17 protein-coding genes are annotated in these 17,297 nt (G+C 71.4%); 9 read left to right on the top strand and 8 right to left on the bottom strand.

Annotated features, from left to right (window positions below):
* Nucleotides 1-47 precede the first annotated feature (47 nt).
* From OG371_RS18415 to OG371_RS18405, 3 genes are read left to right on the top strand one after another with little or no spacing between them, the layout of a single operon-like run.
* On the top strand, nt 48-1,322 hold the full coding sequence (locus tag OG371_RS18415) for an MFS transporter (protein ID WP_329070835.1): 1,275 nt from the start codon (nt 48-50) through the stop codon (nt 1,320-1,322).
* Nucleotides 1,323-1,345: 23 nt separating this feature from the next.
* Nucleotides 1,346-3,727 (top strand): glycoside hydrolase family 3 protein, encoded by a 2,382-nt coding sequence (locus OG371_RS18410; RefSeq protein ID WP_329070834.1) that lies wholly within the window; start codon nt 1,346-1,348, stop codon nt 3,725-3,727.
* Between the two features lie 37 nt (nt 3,728-3,764).
* Nucleotides 3,765-4,418 (top strand): TetR/AcrR family transcriptional regulator, encoded by a 654-nt coding sequence (locus tag OG371_RS18405; RefSeq protein WP_329070832.1) that lies wholly within the window; start codon nt 3,765-3,767, stop codon nt 4,416-4,418.
* Between the two features lie 19 nt (nt 4,419-4,437).
* Here OG371_RS18405 and menD read toward each other — a convergent pair whose 3' ends face one another.
* A complete protein-coding gene (gene menD / locus OG371_RS18400; protein WP_329070830.1) occupies nt 4,438-6,111 on the bottom strand; it encodes a 2-succinyl-5-enolpyruvyl-6-hydroxy-3-cyclohexene-1-carboxylic-acid synthase in 1,674 nt (557 codons plus the stop codon).
* 66 nt (nt 6,112-6,177) lie between these two features.
* Here menD and OG371_RS18395 point away from each other — a divergent pair, with 66 nt between their 5' ends.
* The 4 genes from OG371_RS18395 to OG371_RS18380 all read left to right on the top strand — a co-directional run bounded on the left by OG371_RS18395 (nt 6,178) and on the right by OG371_RS18380 (nt 9,507).
* A complete protein-coding gene (locus OG371_RS18395; RefSeq protein ID WP_329070828.1) occupies nt 6,178-7,101 on the top strand; it encodes a 1,4-dihydroxy-2-naphthoyl-CoA synthase in 924 nt (307 codons plus the stop codon).
* Between the two features lie 73 nt (nt 7,102-7,174).
* Nucleotides 7,175-8,317 carry an o-succinylbenzoate--CoA ligase gene (gene menE, locus OG371_RS18390; protein ID WP_329070826.1) on the top strand — a complete coding sequence of 381 codons (1,143 nt, stop codon included), beginning with the start codon at nt 7,175-7,177 and terminating at the stop codon, nt 8,315-8,317.
* Between the two features lie 52 nt (nt 8,318-8,369).
* Nucleotides 8,370-8,501, top strand: a complete 132-nt coding sequence (locus tag OG371_RS18385; RefSeq protein ID WP_329070824.1) for a hypothetical protein — start codon at nt 8,370-8,372, stop codon at nt 8,499-8,501.
* 136 nt (nt 8,502-8,637) lie between these two features.
* Nucleotides 8,638-9,507: a 1,4-dihydroxy-2-naphthoate polyprenyltransferase gene (locus tag OG371_RS18380; protein WP_329070822.1), complete on the top strand. Its 870-nt coding sequence runs from the start codon at nt 8,638-8,640 to the stop codon at nt 9,505-9,507.
* Here the strand turns inward: OG371_RS18380 and OG371_RS18375 are convergent.
* The 3 genes from OG371_RS18375 to OG371_RS18365 are packed head-to-tail and all read right to left on the bottom strand — an operon-like array spanning nt 9,504 to nt 11,397.
* Complete coding sequence (locus tag OG371_RS18375; protein ID WP_329070820.1) at nt 9,504-10,580, bottom strand: PLP-dependent cysteine synthase family protein; 1,077 nt, start codon at nt 10,578-10,580, stop codon at nt 9,504-9,506. The two genes, OG371_RS18380 and OG371_RS18375, sit on opposite strands and share 4 nt — an antisense overlap.
* Complete coding sequence (locus OG371_RS18370) at nt 10,577-10,903, bottom strand: DUF4229 domain-containing protein (protein WP_329073153.1); 327 nt, start codon at nt 10,901-10,903, stop codon at nt 10,577-10,579. Before OG371_RS18370 ends, OG371_RS18375 begins: the two co-directional genes overlap by 4 nt.
* A gap of 20 nt (nt 10,904-10,923) precedes the next feature.
* Nucleotides 10,924-11,397 carry an Lrp/AsnC family transcriptional regulator gene (locus OG371_RS18365; protein WP_329070818.1) on the bottom strand — a complete coding sequence of 158 codons (474 nt, stop codon included), beginning with the start codon at nt 11,395-11,397 and terminating at the stop codon, nt 10,924-10,926.
* Nucleotides 11,398-11,758: 361 nt separating this feature from the next.
* Between OG371_RS18365 and OG371_RS18360 the strand changes: the two genes are divergently transcribed.
* Together OG371_RS18360 and OG371_RS18355 are read left to right on the top strand one after the other, a co-directional pair.
* On the top strand, nt 11,759-11,971 hold the full coding sequence (locus OG371_RS18360; protein ID WP_033291096.1) for a BldC family transcriptional regulator: 213 nt from the start codon (nt 11,759-11,761) through the stop codon (nt 11,969-11,971).
* A 152-nt stretch (nt 11,972-12,123) separates the two neighbouring features.
* A complete protein-coding gene (locus OG371_RS18355) occupies nt 12,124-12,309 on the top strand; it encodes a hypothetical protein (protein WP_091618381.1) in 186 nt (61 codons plus the stop codon).
* A gap of 81 nt (nt 12,310-12,390) precedes the next feature.
* On the opposite strand, the gene OG371_RS18350 is transcribed toward OG371_RS18355, so the two are convergent.
* The 4 genes from OG371_RS18350 to OG371_RS18335 all read right to left on the bottom strand — a co-directional run bounded on the left by OG371_RS18350 (nt 12,391) and on the right by OG371_RS18335 (nt 17,152).
* The gene (locus tag OG371_RS18350; protein ID WP_329070814.1) at nt 12,391-13,704 is read right to left on the bottom strand and encodes a MinD/ParA family ATP-binding protein; all 1,314 of its coding nucleotides are present in this window, start codon (nt 13,702-13,704) and stop codon (nt 12,391-12,393) included.
* An 89-nt stretch (nt 13,705-13,793) separates the two neighbouring features.
* Nucleotides 13,794-14,771 (bottom strand): c-type cytochrome biogenesis protein CcsB, encoded by a 978-nt coding sequence (ccsB, locus tag OG371_RS18345; RefSeq protein ID WP_329070812.1) that lies wholly within the window; start codon nt 14,769-14,771, stop codon nt 13,794-13,796.
* Between the two features lie 3 nt (nt 14,772-14,774).
* On the bottom strand, nt 14,775-16,382 hold the full coding sequence (resB, locus tag OG371_RS18340; protein WP_329070810.1) for a cytochrome c biogenesis protein ResB: 1,608 nt from the start codon (nt 16,380-16,382) through the stop codon (nt 14,775-14,777).
* Nucleotides 16,379-17,152: a cytochrome c biogenesis CcdA family protein gene (locus OG371_RS18335; RefSeq protein WP_329070808.1), complete on the bottom strand. Its 774-nt coding sequence runs from the start codon at nt 17,150-17,152 to the stop codon at nt 16,379-16,381. Before OG371_RS18335 ends, resB begins: the two co-directional genes overlap by 4 nt.
* Nucleotides 17,153-17,297: the final 145 nt, after the last annotated feature.

Raw genomic sequence — 17,297 nt, 5'->3', positions numbered from 1 at the left:
GCGTGCTGTCATGGCCTCCTCACTGCCGAGGTCGCAAGGAGGCGATCATGGCCACGACAGCTTCCGCCGCCACGCAAGGCGACGTGCTGATCCCCCCGCCCACTCGCAAGGCACCGCCGAGGGTCGTCGCGACCATGGCGCTCGCGCAGGTGGGGTTGTTCTTCGCGCTGCTGACGCCGGTTCTGGCCAGCCTCGCGATCAAGGTCCAGTCCCTCGTCGGCCCGGACGACGCGGTCGCCGCCCTCGGCACGGTCAGCAGCGCCGGCGCGGTCGCGGCGTTCCTCGCCAACCCCGTCTTCGGCCGGATCAGCGACCGCACCACCGGGCGGTTCGGCCGCCGGCGCCCGTGGCTGGTCACCGGCTCGCTCGGGCTCACGGTCTGCCTGGCCGTGATCGGGCTGGCCGGCAACCTCTTCGTGATCGCCGCCGCCTGGTTCGTCGCGCAGGCGCTGGCGAACGCCGCCCTCGCCGCGCTGATGGCGACGGTCGCCGATCAGGTGCCGTCCGTCCAGCGCGGGAAAGTGAGCGGCCTGCTCGGCGTCATGCAGCAGGTCGGCATGCTCGGATCCGCTTACGCCGCACAGTTCCTCGGCGCGCACCTGCTGCTGCTGTTCCTCGTGCCCGGCCTCGTCGGGTTCGCGCTCACCACGCTGTTCGCGATCGTGCTGCCCGACCGGCGGCTCCCCCGGCGCCCGCCGTCCGAGGGCCTGCGCACGGCGCTGAAGACGTTCTGGGTCAGCCCGCGCAAGCACCCGGATTTCGCCTGGGCCTGGGTTTCCCGGTTCATGATCATCCTGGCCTCGTTCCTGTTCACCACCTACCGGCTGCTGTACATGCAGCACGAGCTCGCGCTGTCCCTGGCGGACGCCACCGCGGTGATGGCGACCGGGGTGCTGCTGTACACGATCATGGTGGCGCTGACCGGGCAGGCCGCCGGCTGGCTGTCCGACAAACTGCGGCGGCGCAAGGTGTTCGTCGCCGCGTCGACCCTGCTGTTCGGCGTCGGGCTGATCCTGCTGCTGCAGGCGGAGACGATCGGCGCGTTCTACGTGGGCGAAGTGGTGCTGGGCGCCGGGTACGGCATCTACATGGGCGTCGACCTCGCGCTGGTGATCGACGTGCTGCCCAACCCGGACGACTCGGCGAAGGACCTCGGCGTGCTCAACATCGCCAACGCCGGACCGCAGGCGCTGGCCCCGGCGGTCGGCGCCGCGCTGATCGGGATCGGCGGCGGCAACAACTACTCGCTCCTGCTCGGCGTCGCGGCCGCGGTCTGCGTCGTCGGCGCGGTGGCCGTCCTGCCGATCAAGTCGGTGCGCTGATGCCGCGCCCCGGAAAGGAACCCATGAACGACCTGGAAAACCGGATCGAGAAGGCCCTCGGCGTCCTCGACCTGCCCGCGAAGGTCCGGCTGCTGACCGGCGCCGCCCTGTTCGCGCTGTATCCCGAACCGGCCATCGAACTCGGCGAGGTCGTGCTCTCCGACGGCCCCACCGGCGTCCGCGGCAGCGAGTTCGCCGGCGGCCGCGTCACCTGCCTGCTGCCGAACGCGACCCTGCTGGCGCAGCACTGGGACACCGCCGTGGCCGCCGAAGTCGGTGCGCTGCTTGCGGAAGAGGCGGCCGCGCAGGGCGTGCACGTGGTGCTCGGCCCGACCATCAACCTGCACCGGAGCCCGCTCGGCGGCCGGCTGTTCGAGGCGTTCAGCGAAGACCCGCTGCTCACCGGCGCGCTCGCCACCGCGTACGTGAAGGCCATGCAGGAGCGGGGAATCGCCGCCACCCCCAAGCACTTCCTGGCCAACGAGTCCGAGACCGAGCGCAACACGATGAACTCCGTGGTGTCCGAGCGGGCGCTGCGCGAGGTGTACCTGCTGCCGTTCGAGATGACCGTGGCCGAGGCCGATCCGTGGGCGGTCATGGCTTCGTACAACCGGATCAACGGGATCACCGGCACCGAGCACGCGCCGTTGATCGAAGGCGTCCTCAAGGGCGAGTGGGCGTACGACGGGCTGGTCATGTCGGACTGGTTCGCCACGACGTCCACCGCGGCCAGCGCGAACGGCGGGCTGGACCTGGTCATGCCCGGGCCGGCGGGGCCGTGGGGGACGGCGCTGGTCGAAGCGGTGCGCGAAGGCGCGGTCCGGGAGTCCGTTGTGGACGAACACCTGCGGCGGCTGCTCCGGCTCGCCGGCCGGGTGGGCGCGTTCGGCCCGCGCCGCGAGCCGCCGTCCGGACTGCCCGCGCCGGACAGCCCGGCGCGACGCCGGCAGCTGCGTGACCTCGCCGCTGGTGGCATGACCGTGCTGGTCAACCGGAATTCGGTGCTGCCGCTGGAGAACCCGGGCCGGGTGGTGGTCATCGGCCGGCACGCCACCGAGACCATCGCCCAGGGCGGCGGCTCGGCCCAGGTCCGGCCGCCGCACGTGGTCAGCATCGCGGACGGCCTCACCGCCGTACTCGATCAAGTGTCTATTGTGGACGGAGTTGAGGTCCGCCAGGATCCGCCCGTCGCCGCGCCGGGCACCGTGCGGGATCCGGAGACCGGCGAGGAGGGCGTCCGGCTTGTCGCGCGCGACGCTTCCGGCACGCTGCTCGTCTCCAGGCACCTGGACTGGGCGGAGACCGCGGTCGGCTTCGGCACCGCACTCGACGACGTGGCGAGCATCGAGCTGACCGCGCAGGTCGTCCTCGGCGGACCGGCCCGGATGCAGGTCGGGGTCCGCGGGGCCGGCGAGTGGACGTTCACCGCGCCGGGGCACCAGGAGCGGTTCGAGCTGGCGGCGCCGGACGGCCCGGGCGGCGGCGTGCTGCACCCGCCGGCCCGCACCGTGACCGCCGATCTCGAACCGGGCGCGATCATCACCGCGACCACCCCCGGCGAGCCGGGCATGCGGGTGCTGGGGCTGATCGTGCGGCCGGCGCCGCTGCCCGCGGCGGCCGCGATCAGCGCGGCGGCGCACGCGGCCCGCGAGGCCGACGTGGCGGTGGTCGTCGTCGGGCTGAGCCAGGAACAGGAAACCGAGGGCTCGGACAAGGAAACCCTGGCCCTGCCCGGAGAACAGGACGCGCTCGTCGCGGCCGTCGCGGCGGTCGCCCGCCGCACGGTGGTCGTGGTGAACGCGGCGACGCCGGTGCTCATGCCGTGGCGCGAACAGGTCGACGCCGTCTTGTGGGCCGGCTTGCCCGGTCAGGAGTCCGGGGCGGCCGTCGCGGCCGCGCTCACCGGCGAGGTCGAGCCGGCCGGGCGGCTGGTGACCACGTTCCCGGCCCGCGACGGCGACGGGCCGGCCTGGTCCACCGTGCCCGTCGACGGCGAGCTGCCCTACACCGACGACGTGGCGACCGGCTACCGCGGCTGGTCGGGCGAGCCGTTGTTCTGGTTCGGCCACGGCCTCGGCTACACCGAGTGGACCTACGGGGCCGCCGAACTCACCGCGGCCGAAGCCATCAGATCGGTACGGGTCGAGGTCGCGAACAGCGGCTCCCGGGCCGGCCGTGAGGTGGTCCAGGTCTACCTGCGCCCCGACGGCGAACCGGTGCGGCTGATCGGGTGGGTGGGCGTGCGGCTGGAACCGGGGCAGAGCGCGCGGGTCGACGTCCCGTGTGATCCGCGGGTGCAGCGGATCTGGCGTGACGGCGGCTGGCACCCGCTGCCGGCCCGCGGCGAGGTGCTGATCGCCCGCGGCCTCGGCGACGTCCGGATTACGCTGCCGGTTGGCCCCTGACCGCAGCGCCGGCTGCGACCGCGAACGAGGAGCACGAATGTCCTTCCCACCCCGATACCGCACCGCGCCGGTGAAGTCGCGCGGCGACCTGGCGGGTGAGGCCTCGCGGTCGAAGGCCCTGCACGCCGCGTTGGAGCTGTTCGCGGTGAGCGGGTTCAAGGGCACGTCGATCGCGCAGGTGGCGGCGAAGACCGGGTTGTCCCAATCCGGTCTCCTGCACCACTTCCCGAGCAAGGCCGCGCTGCTCTCGGCCGTCCTGGAGGAGCGCGACGCCGAAGACGGCCGCTTCATGAGCAACAACGGCGAACCCCCACTGGGCTGGGCCGCGTTCGACGCCCTCGGGTCCCTGGTCGCCCGCAACTCGACGCGGCCCCAGCTGGTGAGCCTGTTCGTCCGGCTCTCCGGGGAGGCGATCGAACCGGGACACCCGGCGCACCAATGGGTCCGCGACCACTACGACGGCATCGAGTCCTGGCTGACCGACGCCTTGCGGACCGGCCAGGCCCAGGGCGAAGTCGACCCGGAGGCGCCGATCGCGAGCTTGGTGCACATGACGATCGCGGTACTCGACGGGCTGCAGCAACAGTGGCTGCTGCAGCCCGCCCGGGTCTCCATGGTGAGCGATTTCGCCGCGCACGTGGCCATGTTGCGCGCCCAGTGGGGCACCGGGCCTGACGTCCAAGGAAGCTGAACCAGCCCTACCGAGCCGGTCAGGCCGAGCCGACCGCCGCCGCGACCGCTGAGCGGAGCCGGGCGTGCAGGTCGCGGTGGCGGGTCCGGTCGACGCGGACCTCGACGACCCGCAGGCCCGGCTGGGGCTTCAGCGCGGCGCGGAACTCCGTGATCGTCTCGGCGACGACGTGGGGCACCCGGTAGCCCGCGCACAGCGCGCCCAGGTCGGCGCCGTGCGGGGTGCCGAAGACGCGTTCGAAGCTCGCGTTGTACTCCGGCGCGCCCTGTTCCAGCAACGAAAAGATGCCGCCGCCGTCGTCGTTGAGGACCACGATGGTCAGGTCCGGGCGTTGCTCCGTGGGTCCGGTGAGCAGGCCGCTCGCGTCGTGCAGGAAGGTCAGGTCGCCCAGCAGCGCGTACGACGGCGCGCGGTGCACCATCGCGGCGCCGATGGCCGTGGACACCGTGCCGTCGATGCCCGCGACGCCGCGGTTGCGGTGCACCAGCACGTCCGGGCGCAGCCGGCCGGCCAGCGCGACGTCGCGCGTCGGGTTGGAGGAGCCGACCACCAGCAGCGCGCCGTCGGGCAGGGCGTCCACCAGCTCGGTCGCCACCCGCAGGCCGCTCGGCCACGGCTCGCCCGCCAGTGCCTCGGTGACGGCGCCGGTGGCGGCCGCGTCGGCGCGCTGCCAGCTCGCGAGCCACTCCGGGTCGGCGGGTTTCGTCGGCTCGGCGAACCACTGGCCGACCTGCCGGACGTTGTGCGCGGGCGCGGGCCAGTCGGAGTCCGGGCGCACCAGCAGCACCTCCACCGACGGATCGGACAGCACCTGCTGGACCTGCCGGAACACCGTCGGACGGCCGAGGCAGAGCACCTGCTCCGGCCGGTGCTTGCTGATGAACTCCTCAACGCCCAGCAGCCACGCGCCGGCCGGGATCGCGGTCGAGCCGGACAGGCCGAGGCCGCCGGTCTCCGAAACCACCGGCCAGCCGTGCTGTTCGGCCCACTCGCTGGCCGCCTGCACGCCGGTGTCGCAGGCGATCACCAGGCCGTGCCGTGCCGAGGGGACCACAAAGGAGGGCAGCGCGCCGAAGTCCGGCAGCTCCGTCCAGCGCTCGCCGTCCGGGCGGCCCTCCAGTGACTCGTACCACGCCTCGTCGACGAAATCCGGCACCAGCGGCTCGCGGAACGGGATGTTCAGGTGCACCGGCCCGCAGCGCCACTCGCCGTACGCGGCGTTCCACGCGCGGCAGATCTGGCTGCGCCAGTAGGAGTTCTGGCCGGCCCGGCGCTCGGCCACGGCCAGCTCGTCGAAGTAGCGCACGGCGTTGCCGTACAGCTGGTACTGGTCGATCACCTGGCTCGCGCCGGCCGCGCGCAGCTCCGGCGGCCGGTCGGCGGTCAGCACGATCAGCGGCACGCCGGCGCGGTCGGCCTCGAGCACGGCGGGGTGGAAGTTCGCCGCCGCGGTGCCGGAGGTGCACACCACGGCCGCGGGACGGCCGGTGCGCGCGGCGATGCCGAGGGCGAGGAAGGCGGCGCCGCGCTCGTCGATCCGGACGTGCAGCTGGAGCCGCCCGGCCGCGGCCGCGTCGTACAGCGCGATCGCCAGCGGCGCGTTACGCGAGCCGGGGCACAGGACCACGTGGGAGACGGTGTTGCGGACGAGCTCGTCGACGATCACCCGGGCTTGCGCGGTGGACGGGTTCACCGGCGCGCCCCGGCGGAGGCGGCATCAAGCGCAGCAAGAGTGTCCACAGGTCCTATTCTCCCAAACGTGGATGACGCCCGAGTTTCCGAGCTGTTCGATCCGGCCGCGTGGACCGAGGTCGAAGGTTTCGACTTCACCGACATCACCTACCACCGCTCCACCGAAAGCCGCTCCGGCAAACGGGTGGTCCGAGTCGCGTTCGACCGGCCCGAGGTCCGCAACGCCTTCCGGCCGCACACCGTCGACGAGCTCTACCGCGCCCTTGACCACGCGCGGATGAGCTCCGACGTCGGCTGTGTGCTGCTCACCGGGAACGGCCCGTCGCCGAAGGACGGGGGGTGGGCCTTCTGTTCCGGCGGTGACCAGCGTATTCGCGGAAGGTCCGGGTATCAGTACGCGAGCGGGGAGACCTCTGACACGGTGGACCCGGCGCGAGCCGGCCGGCTGCACATCCTCGAGGTCCAGCGCCTGATCCGGTTCATGCCGAAACCGGTGCTCGCGGTGGTGCCGGGCTGGGCCGCGGGCGGCGGGCACTCGCTGCACGTGGTGTGCGATCTCACCCTGGCCTCGGCCGAGCACGCCCGGTTCAAGCAGACCGATGCCGACGTCGGCTCGTTCGACGGCGGTTTCGGCTCCGCCTACCTCGCGCGGCAGGTAGGGCAGAAGTTCGCCCGCGAGATCTTCTTCCTGGGCCGCGACTACACCGCCGAGCAGATGCACGCGATGGGCGCGGTGAACGCCGTGGTCCCGCACGCCGAGCTGGAGGCCGAGGCGCTGGAGTGGGGCTGGGCGATCCTCGGCAAGTCGCCGACCGCGCAGCGGATGCTGAAGTACGCCTTCAACGCGATCGACGACGGCCTGGTCGGCCAGCAGCTCTTCGCCGGCGAAACCACCCGTCTGGCGTACATGCAGGACGAGGCCGTGGAGGGCCGCGACGCGTTCCTGGAGAAGCGGGACCCGGACTGGGCCGCCTACCCGTACTACTACTGACCCCTCGTGAGTGTTTATGCCGGTTCTAACCGTCACAAACACTCACGAGTCCTGACCTGCTGGAGGTTCGCTCGTGCGTGTGGTGTGGCTCGACGGGAGCGCGGACGCGGTCGCCGCGCTGGACGCCGCGGTGGCGTCGGCGCTGGACGGCGGCGAGGCGGTGCTGCCGCTGAACGCCGCCGACCCGTCGGCGCCCGCGCTGCTGGCGGGGATGGCCCCCGACACGCCGGCCGAGCCGGGGACGGCGGTGGTGATCGCCACATCCGGGTCCACCGGGGCGCCGAAGGGCGTGCTGCTCTCGCCGTCCGCGCTGACTGCTTCGGCGCGCGCGACGCACGACCGGCTCGGCGGCCCTGGCCACTGGCTGCTGGCGACGCCCGCGCACTACATCGGTGGCCTGCAGGTGCTGGTCCGCGCGCGGCTGGCGGGCACACGACCGGCGTACCTCGTCGGCGACGGCTTCCGCCCGGACGACTTCGCCGCGGCCGCCGCCCCGGTGCTCGCCGCGTCAGGCCCGACGTACACCGCGCTGGTTCCGACTCAGCTCGTCCGGCTGCTCGACGACGGCGGGGCCGGTCTCGAAGCCGCGCGCGCCTTCGACGCCATCGTGCTGGGCGCGGCCGCGACGTCGCCGAAGCTGCGTACGCGCGCGGCTGAAGCGGGCGTACGGATCATGCCCGCGTACGGCATGAGCGAGACGGCCAGCGGCTGCGTTTACGACGGCGTCCCCCTCGACGGCGTCCACGTGCAACTCGACGCCGACGACCGCATCCGCATCTCCGGCGAAGTGCTGGCCCACGGCTACCGGCTCGCGCCGGAGCTGACCGCCGAGTCGTTCGCCGACGGCTGGTTCCGCACCTCCGACCGTGGCCGGATCCACGCCGACGGCCGGGTCGAGGTGCTGGGCCGCGCGGACGACGTGATCAACACCGGCGGCGTGAAGGTGTCGGCCGCGGCGGTCGAACGGGTGCTCGGCGGCCAGCCCGGGGTACGCGACGCGTGCGTCGTCGGCCTCCCGGATCCGGAGTGGGGCGAGGCGGTGGTCGCGCTGGTCGTCACCGAAGGCGTGGCCGACAGCTCCGGCCTGCGCGCGGCCGTCCGGGCCGAGCTGGGCCCGGCCGCGACGCCGAAACGCCTGGAGTTCGCCGCGGAGCTGCCCCTGCGCGGGCCCGGCAAAATCGACCGCGGCGCCGTCAGGGCCCTGCTCGCGACCTGAAATCCCGGTGAATCGTTGACAGCGCGCCGGTATTCGCGTTTGGCTGACGGGCATGACGAGATGGACGAAAGCGGTTGTCGCCACCGTCGGTGTTGTGCTGGGCCTGGTGGTCGCCGCCGGGGCCGCGGCGGCGGAGGAGCCCCAGAGCGGGACCCTCACCTGGCAGGTCGGCCCAGGTTACTGATCCGACCGGAAGTAGGCGGACACGGGCCGCAGCCGACCTGCTCGCCGGAACCCTATCCGCCGTAGCTGTAGTCGGATCAGTAACGACCAGCACAGTATTGACCGGCTGAAAAACCCCATGGAGTTGAATAACTCTCATGGCGACAGTGAGTGAATGGATCGAAGGCGCCCGCCCGCGGACGCTGCCCAACGCGATCGCCCCGGTGGTCGCCGGCGTGGGGGCCGCGATCGCGCTGGACGCGTTCTCGTGGTGGCGCTCGCTGCTCGCCCTGTTCGTCGCGCTGTCCTTGATCATCGGCGTGAACTTCGCCAACGACTACTCCGACGGCGTCCGCGGCACCGACGAGAACCGCGTCGGCCCGCTGCGGCTGGTCGGGTCCGGCACCGCGGCGCCGAAGGCCGTGCTCCGGGCCGCCCTGGGCTGCCTCGGTCTGGCCGGCGTACTGGGCCTGGCGCTGGTCGTGCTCACGGGTCACTGGTGGCTGCTCGTGATGGGCGCGCTCTGCATCCTCGGCGCCTGGTTCTACACGGGCGGCAAAAAGCCTTACGGCTACTACGGTTTCGGCGAGATCGCGGTCTTCGTCTTCTTCGGCCTCGCGGCGGTGCTGGGCACCGCGTACGTGCAGGCCGGTCGCGTCAGCTGGGCCGCGCTGGGCTGCGCCGTCGCCGTCGGCTGCTTCTCCATGGGCGTGCTCACGGCCAACAACCTGCGTGACATCCCCACCGACCTCGAGTCGGGCAAGCGCACCCTCGCCACCCGCCTCGGCGACCAGGGCACCCGCCGGATGTACCTGACGCTGGTGGCCGTGCCGTACGTGGTCAGCGTGCTGCTCGGGATCTGGCACCCGCTGGTGCTGATCACGCTGATCACCGCGCCGATGCTGCTCAAGTCGGTCAAGGCCGTCGGCGGCGGGCAGCACGGCCGCGCCCTCATCCCAGCCCTGCGCGACACCGGGCTGGCGATGCTCGCGTGGGCCGTGCTGAGCGCCGTCGCGCTGAGCTTTTAGCCTTCGAACTTGCCGCTGAGCAGGAACTCGTCGAACTTCGCGCGGTACGGCGTGATGTCGATGTCCTGCTCGGCGAGCCATTCGTCGGAGTAGTAGGTGTTGGCGTAGCGCTCGCCGCCGTCGCACAGGAGTGTGACGACCGAGCCGGCCTGGCCCTCGGCGATCATGCGCGAGATGAGCACGAACGCGCCGTACAGGTTGGTCCCGGTCGAGCCGCCTGCCCAGTGGCCGGTGTGGTCGCGCAGCAGCCGGATCGCGGCCAGCGAGCCCGCGTCGGGGACCTGGAACATCTCGTCGATCACGCCGGGCACGAACGACGGCTCGACCCGCGGCCGCCCGATGCCCTCGATCCGTGACGGCATGCCCGTCGCGTAGTCCAGCGCGCCGGTCTCCCAGGCGCCGAAGAACGACGAGTTCTCCGGGTCCACCACGCCGATCTTGGTGGTGTGCCGCTTGTAGCGCACGTACCGGCCGAAGGTCGCGCTCGTGCCGCCGGTGCCCGCGCCGACCACGATCCAGCTCGGCACCGGGTGCCGCTCGGCCCGCATCTGCGCGTACACCGATTCGGCGATGTTGTTGTTGCCGCGCCAGTCCGTCGCGCGCTCGGCGTAGGTGAACTGGTCGAGGTAGTGCCCGCCGCACTCGGCGGCCAGGCGCTCGGCCTCGGAGTACATGTCCGGCGCGCGGTCGACGTAGTGGCACTCGCCGCCGTAGAACTCGATGAGGGCGATCTTCTCCTTACTCGTCCGCCGCGGCACCACGGTCACGAACCGCAGGCCGAGCATCCGGGCGAAGTACGCCTCCGAGACCGCGGTCGAGCCGCTGGACGCCTCGATCAGCACGGTGTTCTGGCCGATCTGGCCGTTCACCAGCCCGTACAGCAGCAACGAGCGGGCCAGCCGGTGCTTGAGCGAGCCGGTCGGGTGGACGGACTCGTCCTTGAGGTAGAGGTCCACGCCCCATTCCGGGGGCAGCGGGAAAACGTGCAGGTGGGTATCGGCGCTGCGGTTCGCGTCGGCCTCGATGATCCGGACGGCCTCACGCACCCAAGCGCGGCTGTGGAGCTTGCTCATGCGGTCCGGTGATCGGACTCGATGCCGATGTTGTCGGCGCTGATGTTGTCAACGCCGGTGTCACCGCGCAGCTGCGCGCGCAGGGCGGCGCGGGCGCGGGCGCGGGACTCGTTGCGCTTGGCCAGCCCGGCGGTCACGCGCGCGTTCAGCGAGCGGAAGACCAGCAGCCCGACCGGCAGGCCCACGACGAGCCCGATCAGCAGTGCGACCAGCAGCGGCACCCCGACCAGCGACAACACCCAGGCCACAACGGCCACCAGCGCGAAGCGCGCGACGATGTAGATCGTCAGGTCACGAGGCAGATGATCAGCGCGTTCCTGCATTTCGCTCACATCAAGGCAGGCTACGCCCCTGGCGCGCCGTCCTCGTCCAGGCCCGCGTTGTTCGGGCGGCTCTCGAAACGGGTCGAAAGCACCACGGTGGTGTTGGTGCGCCCGACCCCGGGAATGCGGCGCAGCCGGCCGAGCGTGTGCTCCAGCTCGTCCACCGTCGGCACCCGCACCTTGACCACAAACGCCTCGTCCCCGGCCACGGCGTAACAGCTCTCCACCTCGGCCAGCTCGCCGAGCGCGGCGGCCACGTCCTCGTCCGTGGCGGTGTCGGTGGGATGGATGCCCACCAGCGCGCTGACGCCGAGGCCGACGGTGCTCGGGTCGACCGTGGCGTGGTAGCCGGTGATCACCCCCGCCGCCTCCAGCTTGCCGACGCGCTCGTGCACCGACGACGCGGACAGCCCCACGGATCGGCCCAGGTCGGCGTAGGTGGCCCGGCCGTTGACCCGCAACGCCGCGATGATCTTTCGGTCCAGCTGATCCACCGGCTCATTATGCTGCGCCGCCCGCCCGGCCTGCGGCCGCGGTAAAGCCGCCGGTGTCTCGTGCGTCACAGCCAGGGCGCCAGCCGGCCACGCGGCCGCGGCGCCTTTGGTCCGGCTTTACCCTTTCACGCCGGGAGCGAGATGCAAAAGCGCAGGTCAGAGTCAAGGTGAAAGATTCACGAGTCGCCGAACGAGGTCCGAGGTTATGTCCCTTTTGCACTTTAAGGGCTCTTTACTCGTGGACAACCGTTCGAGTACCCGACGGGTGAAGTGCCACGATTGCCGTGTTGGCTTACCCGGCGCGACGGGCGAAAGGCCCGATGCCTCCGGTATAGCAAGTAGGTCGTTAAGGAGGCGGAAAATGACCGCGACGATGGGCGGAAGGTTGCTCACCCCCGGTGAGGTGGCCGCTCTGTTCCGAGTGGACCCGAAAACGGTCACCCGGTGGGCCACCGCGGGCCGGATCGGCTCGATCCGGACCCCGGGCGGGCACCGCAGGTTCCGTGAGTCGGAGGTGAACGAGCTGCTGGCCGAGCTCACCACCGACGCGAGCGAACCCGCCCGCAAGGTCTGAGCGACCACGGGCTGAAGGGTCGTGAGTGGCAGACGGTGTCTTCCGGCACCTTCTCCCGGTCACGACCCTTCGTCGTACCCGGGTTCACCCCTGATTCCGGAATTCGGGCTAACCTGGGGCCCGGCAAGGCCTTGCGACGGAAGGACCCGGGCATGATTCCTCTGCTCGCAGCGGTGGGCGCGATCACCATCGCCGTTCTGTTGTGGCGGGCCTTCGGGGCGCAGCGCATCGGCGTGCCCCAGCGCCGCCCCACCCTCGCCCCGGACGACGACCCGGACTTCCTGCGCAAGCTCGGTGAGCAGCAGCGCAAACGCCCCACTGACGAGGACGACGCCTGACCCCCGCCGGTTGACAAGCCCGGCTCACCCCACGTAGCGCCCCAATGCGGTGTTCGGTGCGTGGAATCGAGGCTGGGCGGCTCAGCGGTACTGCTGCCCGCCGAATCCGTCCGCGACGGTGGCGGCCAGTTCCAGCAGCGAGAGCCGGGTGCCGGCGGCCAGGCGTTCCAGCTCGATCTCCGCGCCCTCTTCCAGGTGCGGGTCGAACGGCACGCGGCAGACGGCCCGGACCTTCGCGCCGAAGTGGGCCGAGAGCTTGTCCAGGTCGACCGAGCTGCCCTTCGGGCGCACCGAGTTGATCACCACCACGGAGCGTTTCACCAGGTCGCCGTAGCCGTGGGCCTCGAGCCAGTCGAGCGTGGCCGAGGCGCTGCGGGCGCCGTCGACGGAGCCGGACGAGACGACCACGAGCGCGTCCGCGGCGTCCAGGACACCCTTCATCGCCGAGTGCATCAGGCCGGTGCCGCAGTCGGTGAGCACGATGTTGTAGAAGTGCTCCAGCAGGTTCACCGTGCGCCGGTAGTCGTCCTCCGAGAAGGCCTCCGACACGGCCGGGTCCTGCTCGCTGGCCAGGATCTCCAGCCGGCTCGAGCCCTGCGAGGTGTACGAGCGGACGTCGCTGTAGCGGGTGATCTTCCCGGCGTCGCGCAGCAGGTGGCGCACCGTCGCGGTGGTCTCGATGGCGATCTTCTGCGAAAGCGTGCCGCGGTCCGGGTTCGCGTCCACGGCCACCACGCGGTCGCCGCGCAGTGAGGCGAACGTCGAGCCCAGCGTGGTCGTCGTGGTGGTCTTGCCGACGCCGCCCTTGAGGCTCAGCATCGCGATCTTGTAGCACCCGCGCAGCGGCTGGTTGACCCGCGCGATCAGCTCCCGGCGACGCCGGTCGGCCGGGCTCTCCCCCGGGTTCACCAGCTTGCCGGTGCCCAGGTACAGCGCCTTGCGCCAGCCCGACTGCGGGGTCCGCTTGGCCTGCTTGACCAGGTGGGCGGTGGCCAGGTCGTCCGGTCCGTTCGGGCCCGGGCGCCCGCCCGGCTGCGGCAGGCCGGGACCAGCCTGGCCAGGGCCGACGGGCTGCTGCGGACCAGCGCCGGGGCCAGGCTGCTGCGGAGCGGCCTGCTGCTGCGGATATCCCGTGTACGGCTGCTGTGGCTGGAGCGGCGGCAGGTTCTGGTCGTACTGGCCCGCCGGGTAACCCGGCTGCGCCGTGGGCTGCGGCGTCGCGTACGGGCCCGAGTTCGGGTTGGGCGAGGCGACGACCTGCGTGGGCTGCACTTCGAACGCGTCCGAGTTCGGGTGCGGCGTCGAGTCTGTGCGTTCCTCGGAGAACAGCTCGGCCGCGGGCTCCTGGGCCTGGTCGGACTGCCCGGTGGCAGCCTCTTCACTGGGTCCGGTCACCGCTGAAAACCTCCCGCGTACGCCGACTGCTGCTGCCCCCAGTGTCGACGTTAGTCGCCGCTACCGCAGCGAAACGCGCGGACCCCCGCTCAGTTCACCCCGGCGTAGGAGTGCAGTCCGGCAGTAACCAGGTTGATGAAGAACAGGTTGAAGATCGTCACGGCGAAGCCGACCACGTTGATCACCGCGGCGCGCTGCCCGCGCCAGCCCGCGGTGGCGCGGGAGTGCAGGTACGCCGCGTAGACCACCCAGGCGATGAAGGCGACCGTCTCCTTCGGGTCCCAGCCCCAGAACCGGCCCCACGCCGCCTCGGCCCACACCGCGCCGCACAGCACGCCGAAGGTGAACACGGGGAACGCGATGATCGTCGCGCGGTAGGCGATCCGGTCGAGCACGTCGGCGGGCGGCAGCTTCGGCCCGAACTTCGGGAACCGCTGCGGGTTCTTGTCGTTCGCGGTGCGGAACAGGTAGAGCACGCTCGCGACGCCCGGCACCAGGAACACGCCGGAGCCGATGATCGCGGCCGAAACGTGGATGTAGAGCCAGTACGACTGCAGCGCGGGCACCACCGGGGCGGCGACGGTGTACAGCAGCGTGCCGTTGATGAACATCAGGATCACGACGGGCAGCAGCAGGAAGCCGGTGAGGTGGCGGACCGGGAACTTCCGGATCACCACGAGCCAGGCGACCACGGTCACGAAGGTGACCGTCATGCCGTACTCGTACATGTTGCCCCACGGCGCGCGGTGCACCGCGAAACCGCGCAGCACGATGGCCGAAAGCTGGAGCAGGGCGCCCAGCACCAGCAGCGAAACGCCCATGCGGCCGATCCGCTCGGGACGGCCGATCTCGCGCGGCGCCTCCGGCTCGGCCGGGACGTCCGCGTCCTCGACCACCGGCGCGCCGGCCCCGACCAGCGAACGCTGCGCGCTGCGCTCGGCGGCGCGACGGCCCTTCGCCCCGAAGGCCTGCTCGAACAGCGAGAAGCACAGCGCGAGCACGTAGATCGCCACCGTGGTGGTGTACAACCAGTCGCTGTACTGCGACAGAGTCTCGTTGACCTGCATGCCTCAGCTGCCCTTCCTGCCCGTGACCAGCCGTTCGCTGATCCGCTGGAATTCTTCGCCGTACCCGGCCTGGTCGGTGCGGGCCAGCCCGGCGACCTCGATGACGGTACCCGGCGAGCCCTCGTCGCCCGGCCGCACCCGGACCCACACCCGCCGCCGCTTGACCAGCAGCGATCCGCCCAGCCCGGCGAACATCACGATCGCGAACGCGAGCACGTAGACCTGCGTCGGGTCGTGCGAGATCTGGAGGTTGACCCAGGTCCCGACGCCGTCGAAGCGGACGCGGGTGCCGTCGGCGAGCTTGATCTCCTGGCCCACGGCCAGGTTCTGCCGCGCGACCTGCTTGAGCCGCCCGTCGGCCACCCGCGTGGGGTCCACTTCGAACACCGACTGGCCGCGGCCCGCGTCGAGGCCGAGGTCGCCGCGCATCACGTCGACCGCGACCATCGGGTTCTTCAGCTGCGGCGCGGTGGAGGTGAGCACCCCGCCGTGCACGAACGAGGTCGGCGCGAGCACCCCGGTCACGGCGATCTGCCGGGTGCGGCGCTGGGCCTCGTCGGTGATGCCCGGCTGGTCGAACTTCGTCGCGCCCTCGGACAGCATCGTGGTCTGGTCGGTCGGCCGCCACTGCGTGTTCTGCGTGCGGGTCTGGCCGTCCGGGAAGGTGATGGTGAACGTCGGCGAATAACCGTTGCCCAGCAGGTAAACCCGGTCGCCCACGACCCGCAGCGGGTCGTTGACCTGGAGGTTGTACGGCCGCCAGGTGCCGGACTGCAGGTCCGCGCCCGCCTGGTACTGGATGTTCGAGTGGTAGTAGTCGGCCTCGCCGCTCGGCGTGTAGCGCGCGGTGAAGTCGTTCACCTTGACGCAGAACGGGTCCAGGTCGGTGCCGTCGATGCGCAGGCCTGCCTGGAACGAGTCGTAGTTGTAGATGCCGGAGTTGCAGAACTGGCTGCCGTCGGCCTGGACGATGACCTGGCCCTCGTACATGTAGAGCTTGCCGAGCGCGAAGAAGATGATCAGGCCCAGCATGCCGAAGTGGAACAGCAGGTTGCCGGTCTCGCGAAGGTAGCCGCGCTCGGCGGAAATGCTGTACCCGCCGTCTTCCTCTTCGCGCTCGATCCGGCGCCAGCCCGAAAGCTGCTTGCGGACGTCCTCACGGATCGCTTCGGGCTTGCGCGCCGTACGCGCGATGCGGTGGTGCGGCATCCGAGCGAGGTTCTTGGGGGTGAGCACCGGCCGGGCGCGCATCTGCCGGATGTAGTCGAAGCTGCGCGGCGTGAGGCAGCCGATCAGCGAGATCATCAGCAGGATGTAGATCGCCGAGAACCAGACGCTGGAGTAGACGTCGTAGAACTCCAGCTTGTCCAGCAGCGTGCCCCACCAGCCGTGGGCGGAGATGTAGTCCTCGACCTTGCCGAGGTTGAGCCGCCGCTGCGGCAGCAGCGCGCCGGGCAGCGCGGCCAGCGCCAGCAGGAACAGCAGCACCAGCGCGGTCCGCATGGAGGTCAGGCCGCGCCAGGTGTTGCGCAGGAAGGCGAGCACCTGCTTGGCGGCCGAGGGCCGGTACGGGCGCTGGGGGTTCGTCGGCGGGGCTTCGGTGGTGGTCACAGTGGCAGCTCGAGGTTGGAGGCGACGGAATTGCGGAGCCAGCCCATGACGTCTCCCCAGAGCCCGGTGACCAGGAGGATCCCGACGGCCAGCAGCAGCGCCCCGCCGACCACCTGCACGCGGCGGCCGTTGCGGCGGAGCCAGTCGGTGGCGCGCACGGCCCAGCGGGCGCCGACCGCGATCAGCAGGAACGGCACGCCGAGCCCGATGCAGTAGACGAGCACCAGCAGGTAGCCGCGGGCGGCCGCGCCGCCGGTCGCGCTGGCGAGGCTGGTCACGGCCGAGAGCGTCGGCCCGATGCACGGCGTCCAGCCGAGCCCGAAGACGGCGCCGAGGATCGGCGCGCCCCAGAGGCCGCCGCCCGGCACGCGGTGCGAGCGGACTTCCCGTTGCAGGCCGGGAATCCAGCCGAGGAAGACCAGCGCCATGGCGATCGTCAGCACGCCGCCGACGCGCTGCAACAGGTCCTGGTTGATCAGCAGGGTGTCGGCGAGCCAGACGAGCGTGCCCAGCGTGGCGACGAACACCACGGTGAACCCGAGCACGAACAGGCCGGCGGCGCCGACCACGGCGTAGCGGCCCTTCTTGCGTTCCTCGTCGGCGCGCACGGCGGGGGCGTCGGCACCGACGAGCGCCGCGAGGTACGCCAGGTACCCGGGCACGAGCGGCACCACGCAGGGCGAGGCGAACGAGATCGCGCCCGCCACCAGCGCCACCCCCGCGGCGAGCAGCAGCGGTCCGGAGATCGCCAGCTCGGACACGGAGTTCACGGTGTTGAGAGTAGGCAGTGAGCTTCCCGTGAGCCGGGCGGGGCCGGTTCACAGGACCTTGGCCACACCCGAACGGGACCTAAGTCCCCACCGCCCTGAACTGCTCGTGAGTGGCTATGCCGGTTAGAACCGTCATAAACACTCA

This window comes from Amycolatopsis sp. NBC_01480 (genome assembly GCF_036227205.1).
Classification (GTDB): domain Bacteria; phylum Actinomycetota; class Actinomycetes; order Mycobacteriales; family Pseudonocardiaceae; genus Amycolatopsis.
The sequence above is the reverse complement of the archived record's forward strand: the minus strand, read 5'-3'. Positions and strand labels throughout refer to the sequence as shown.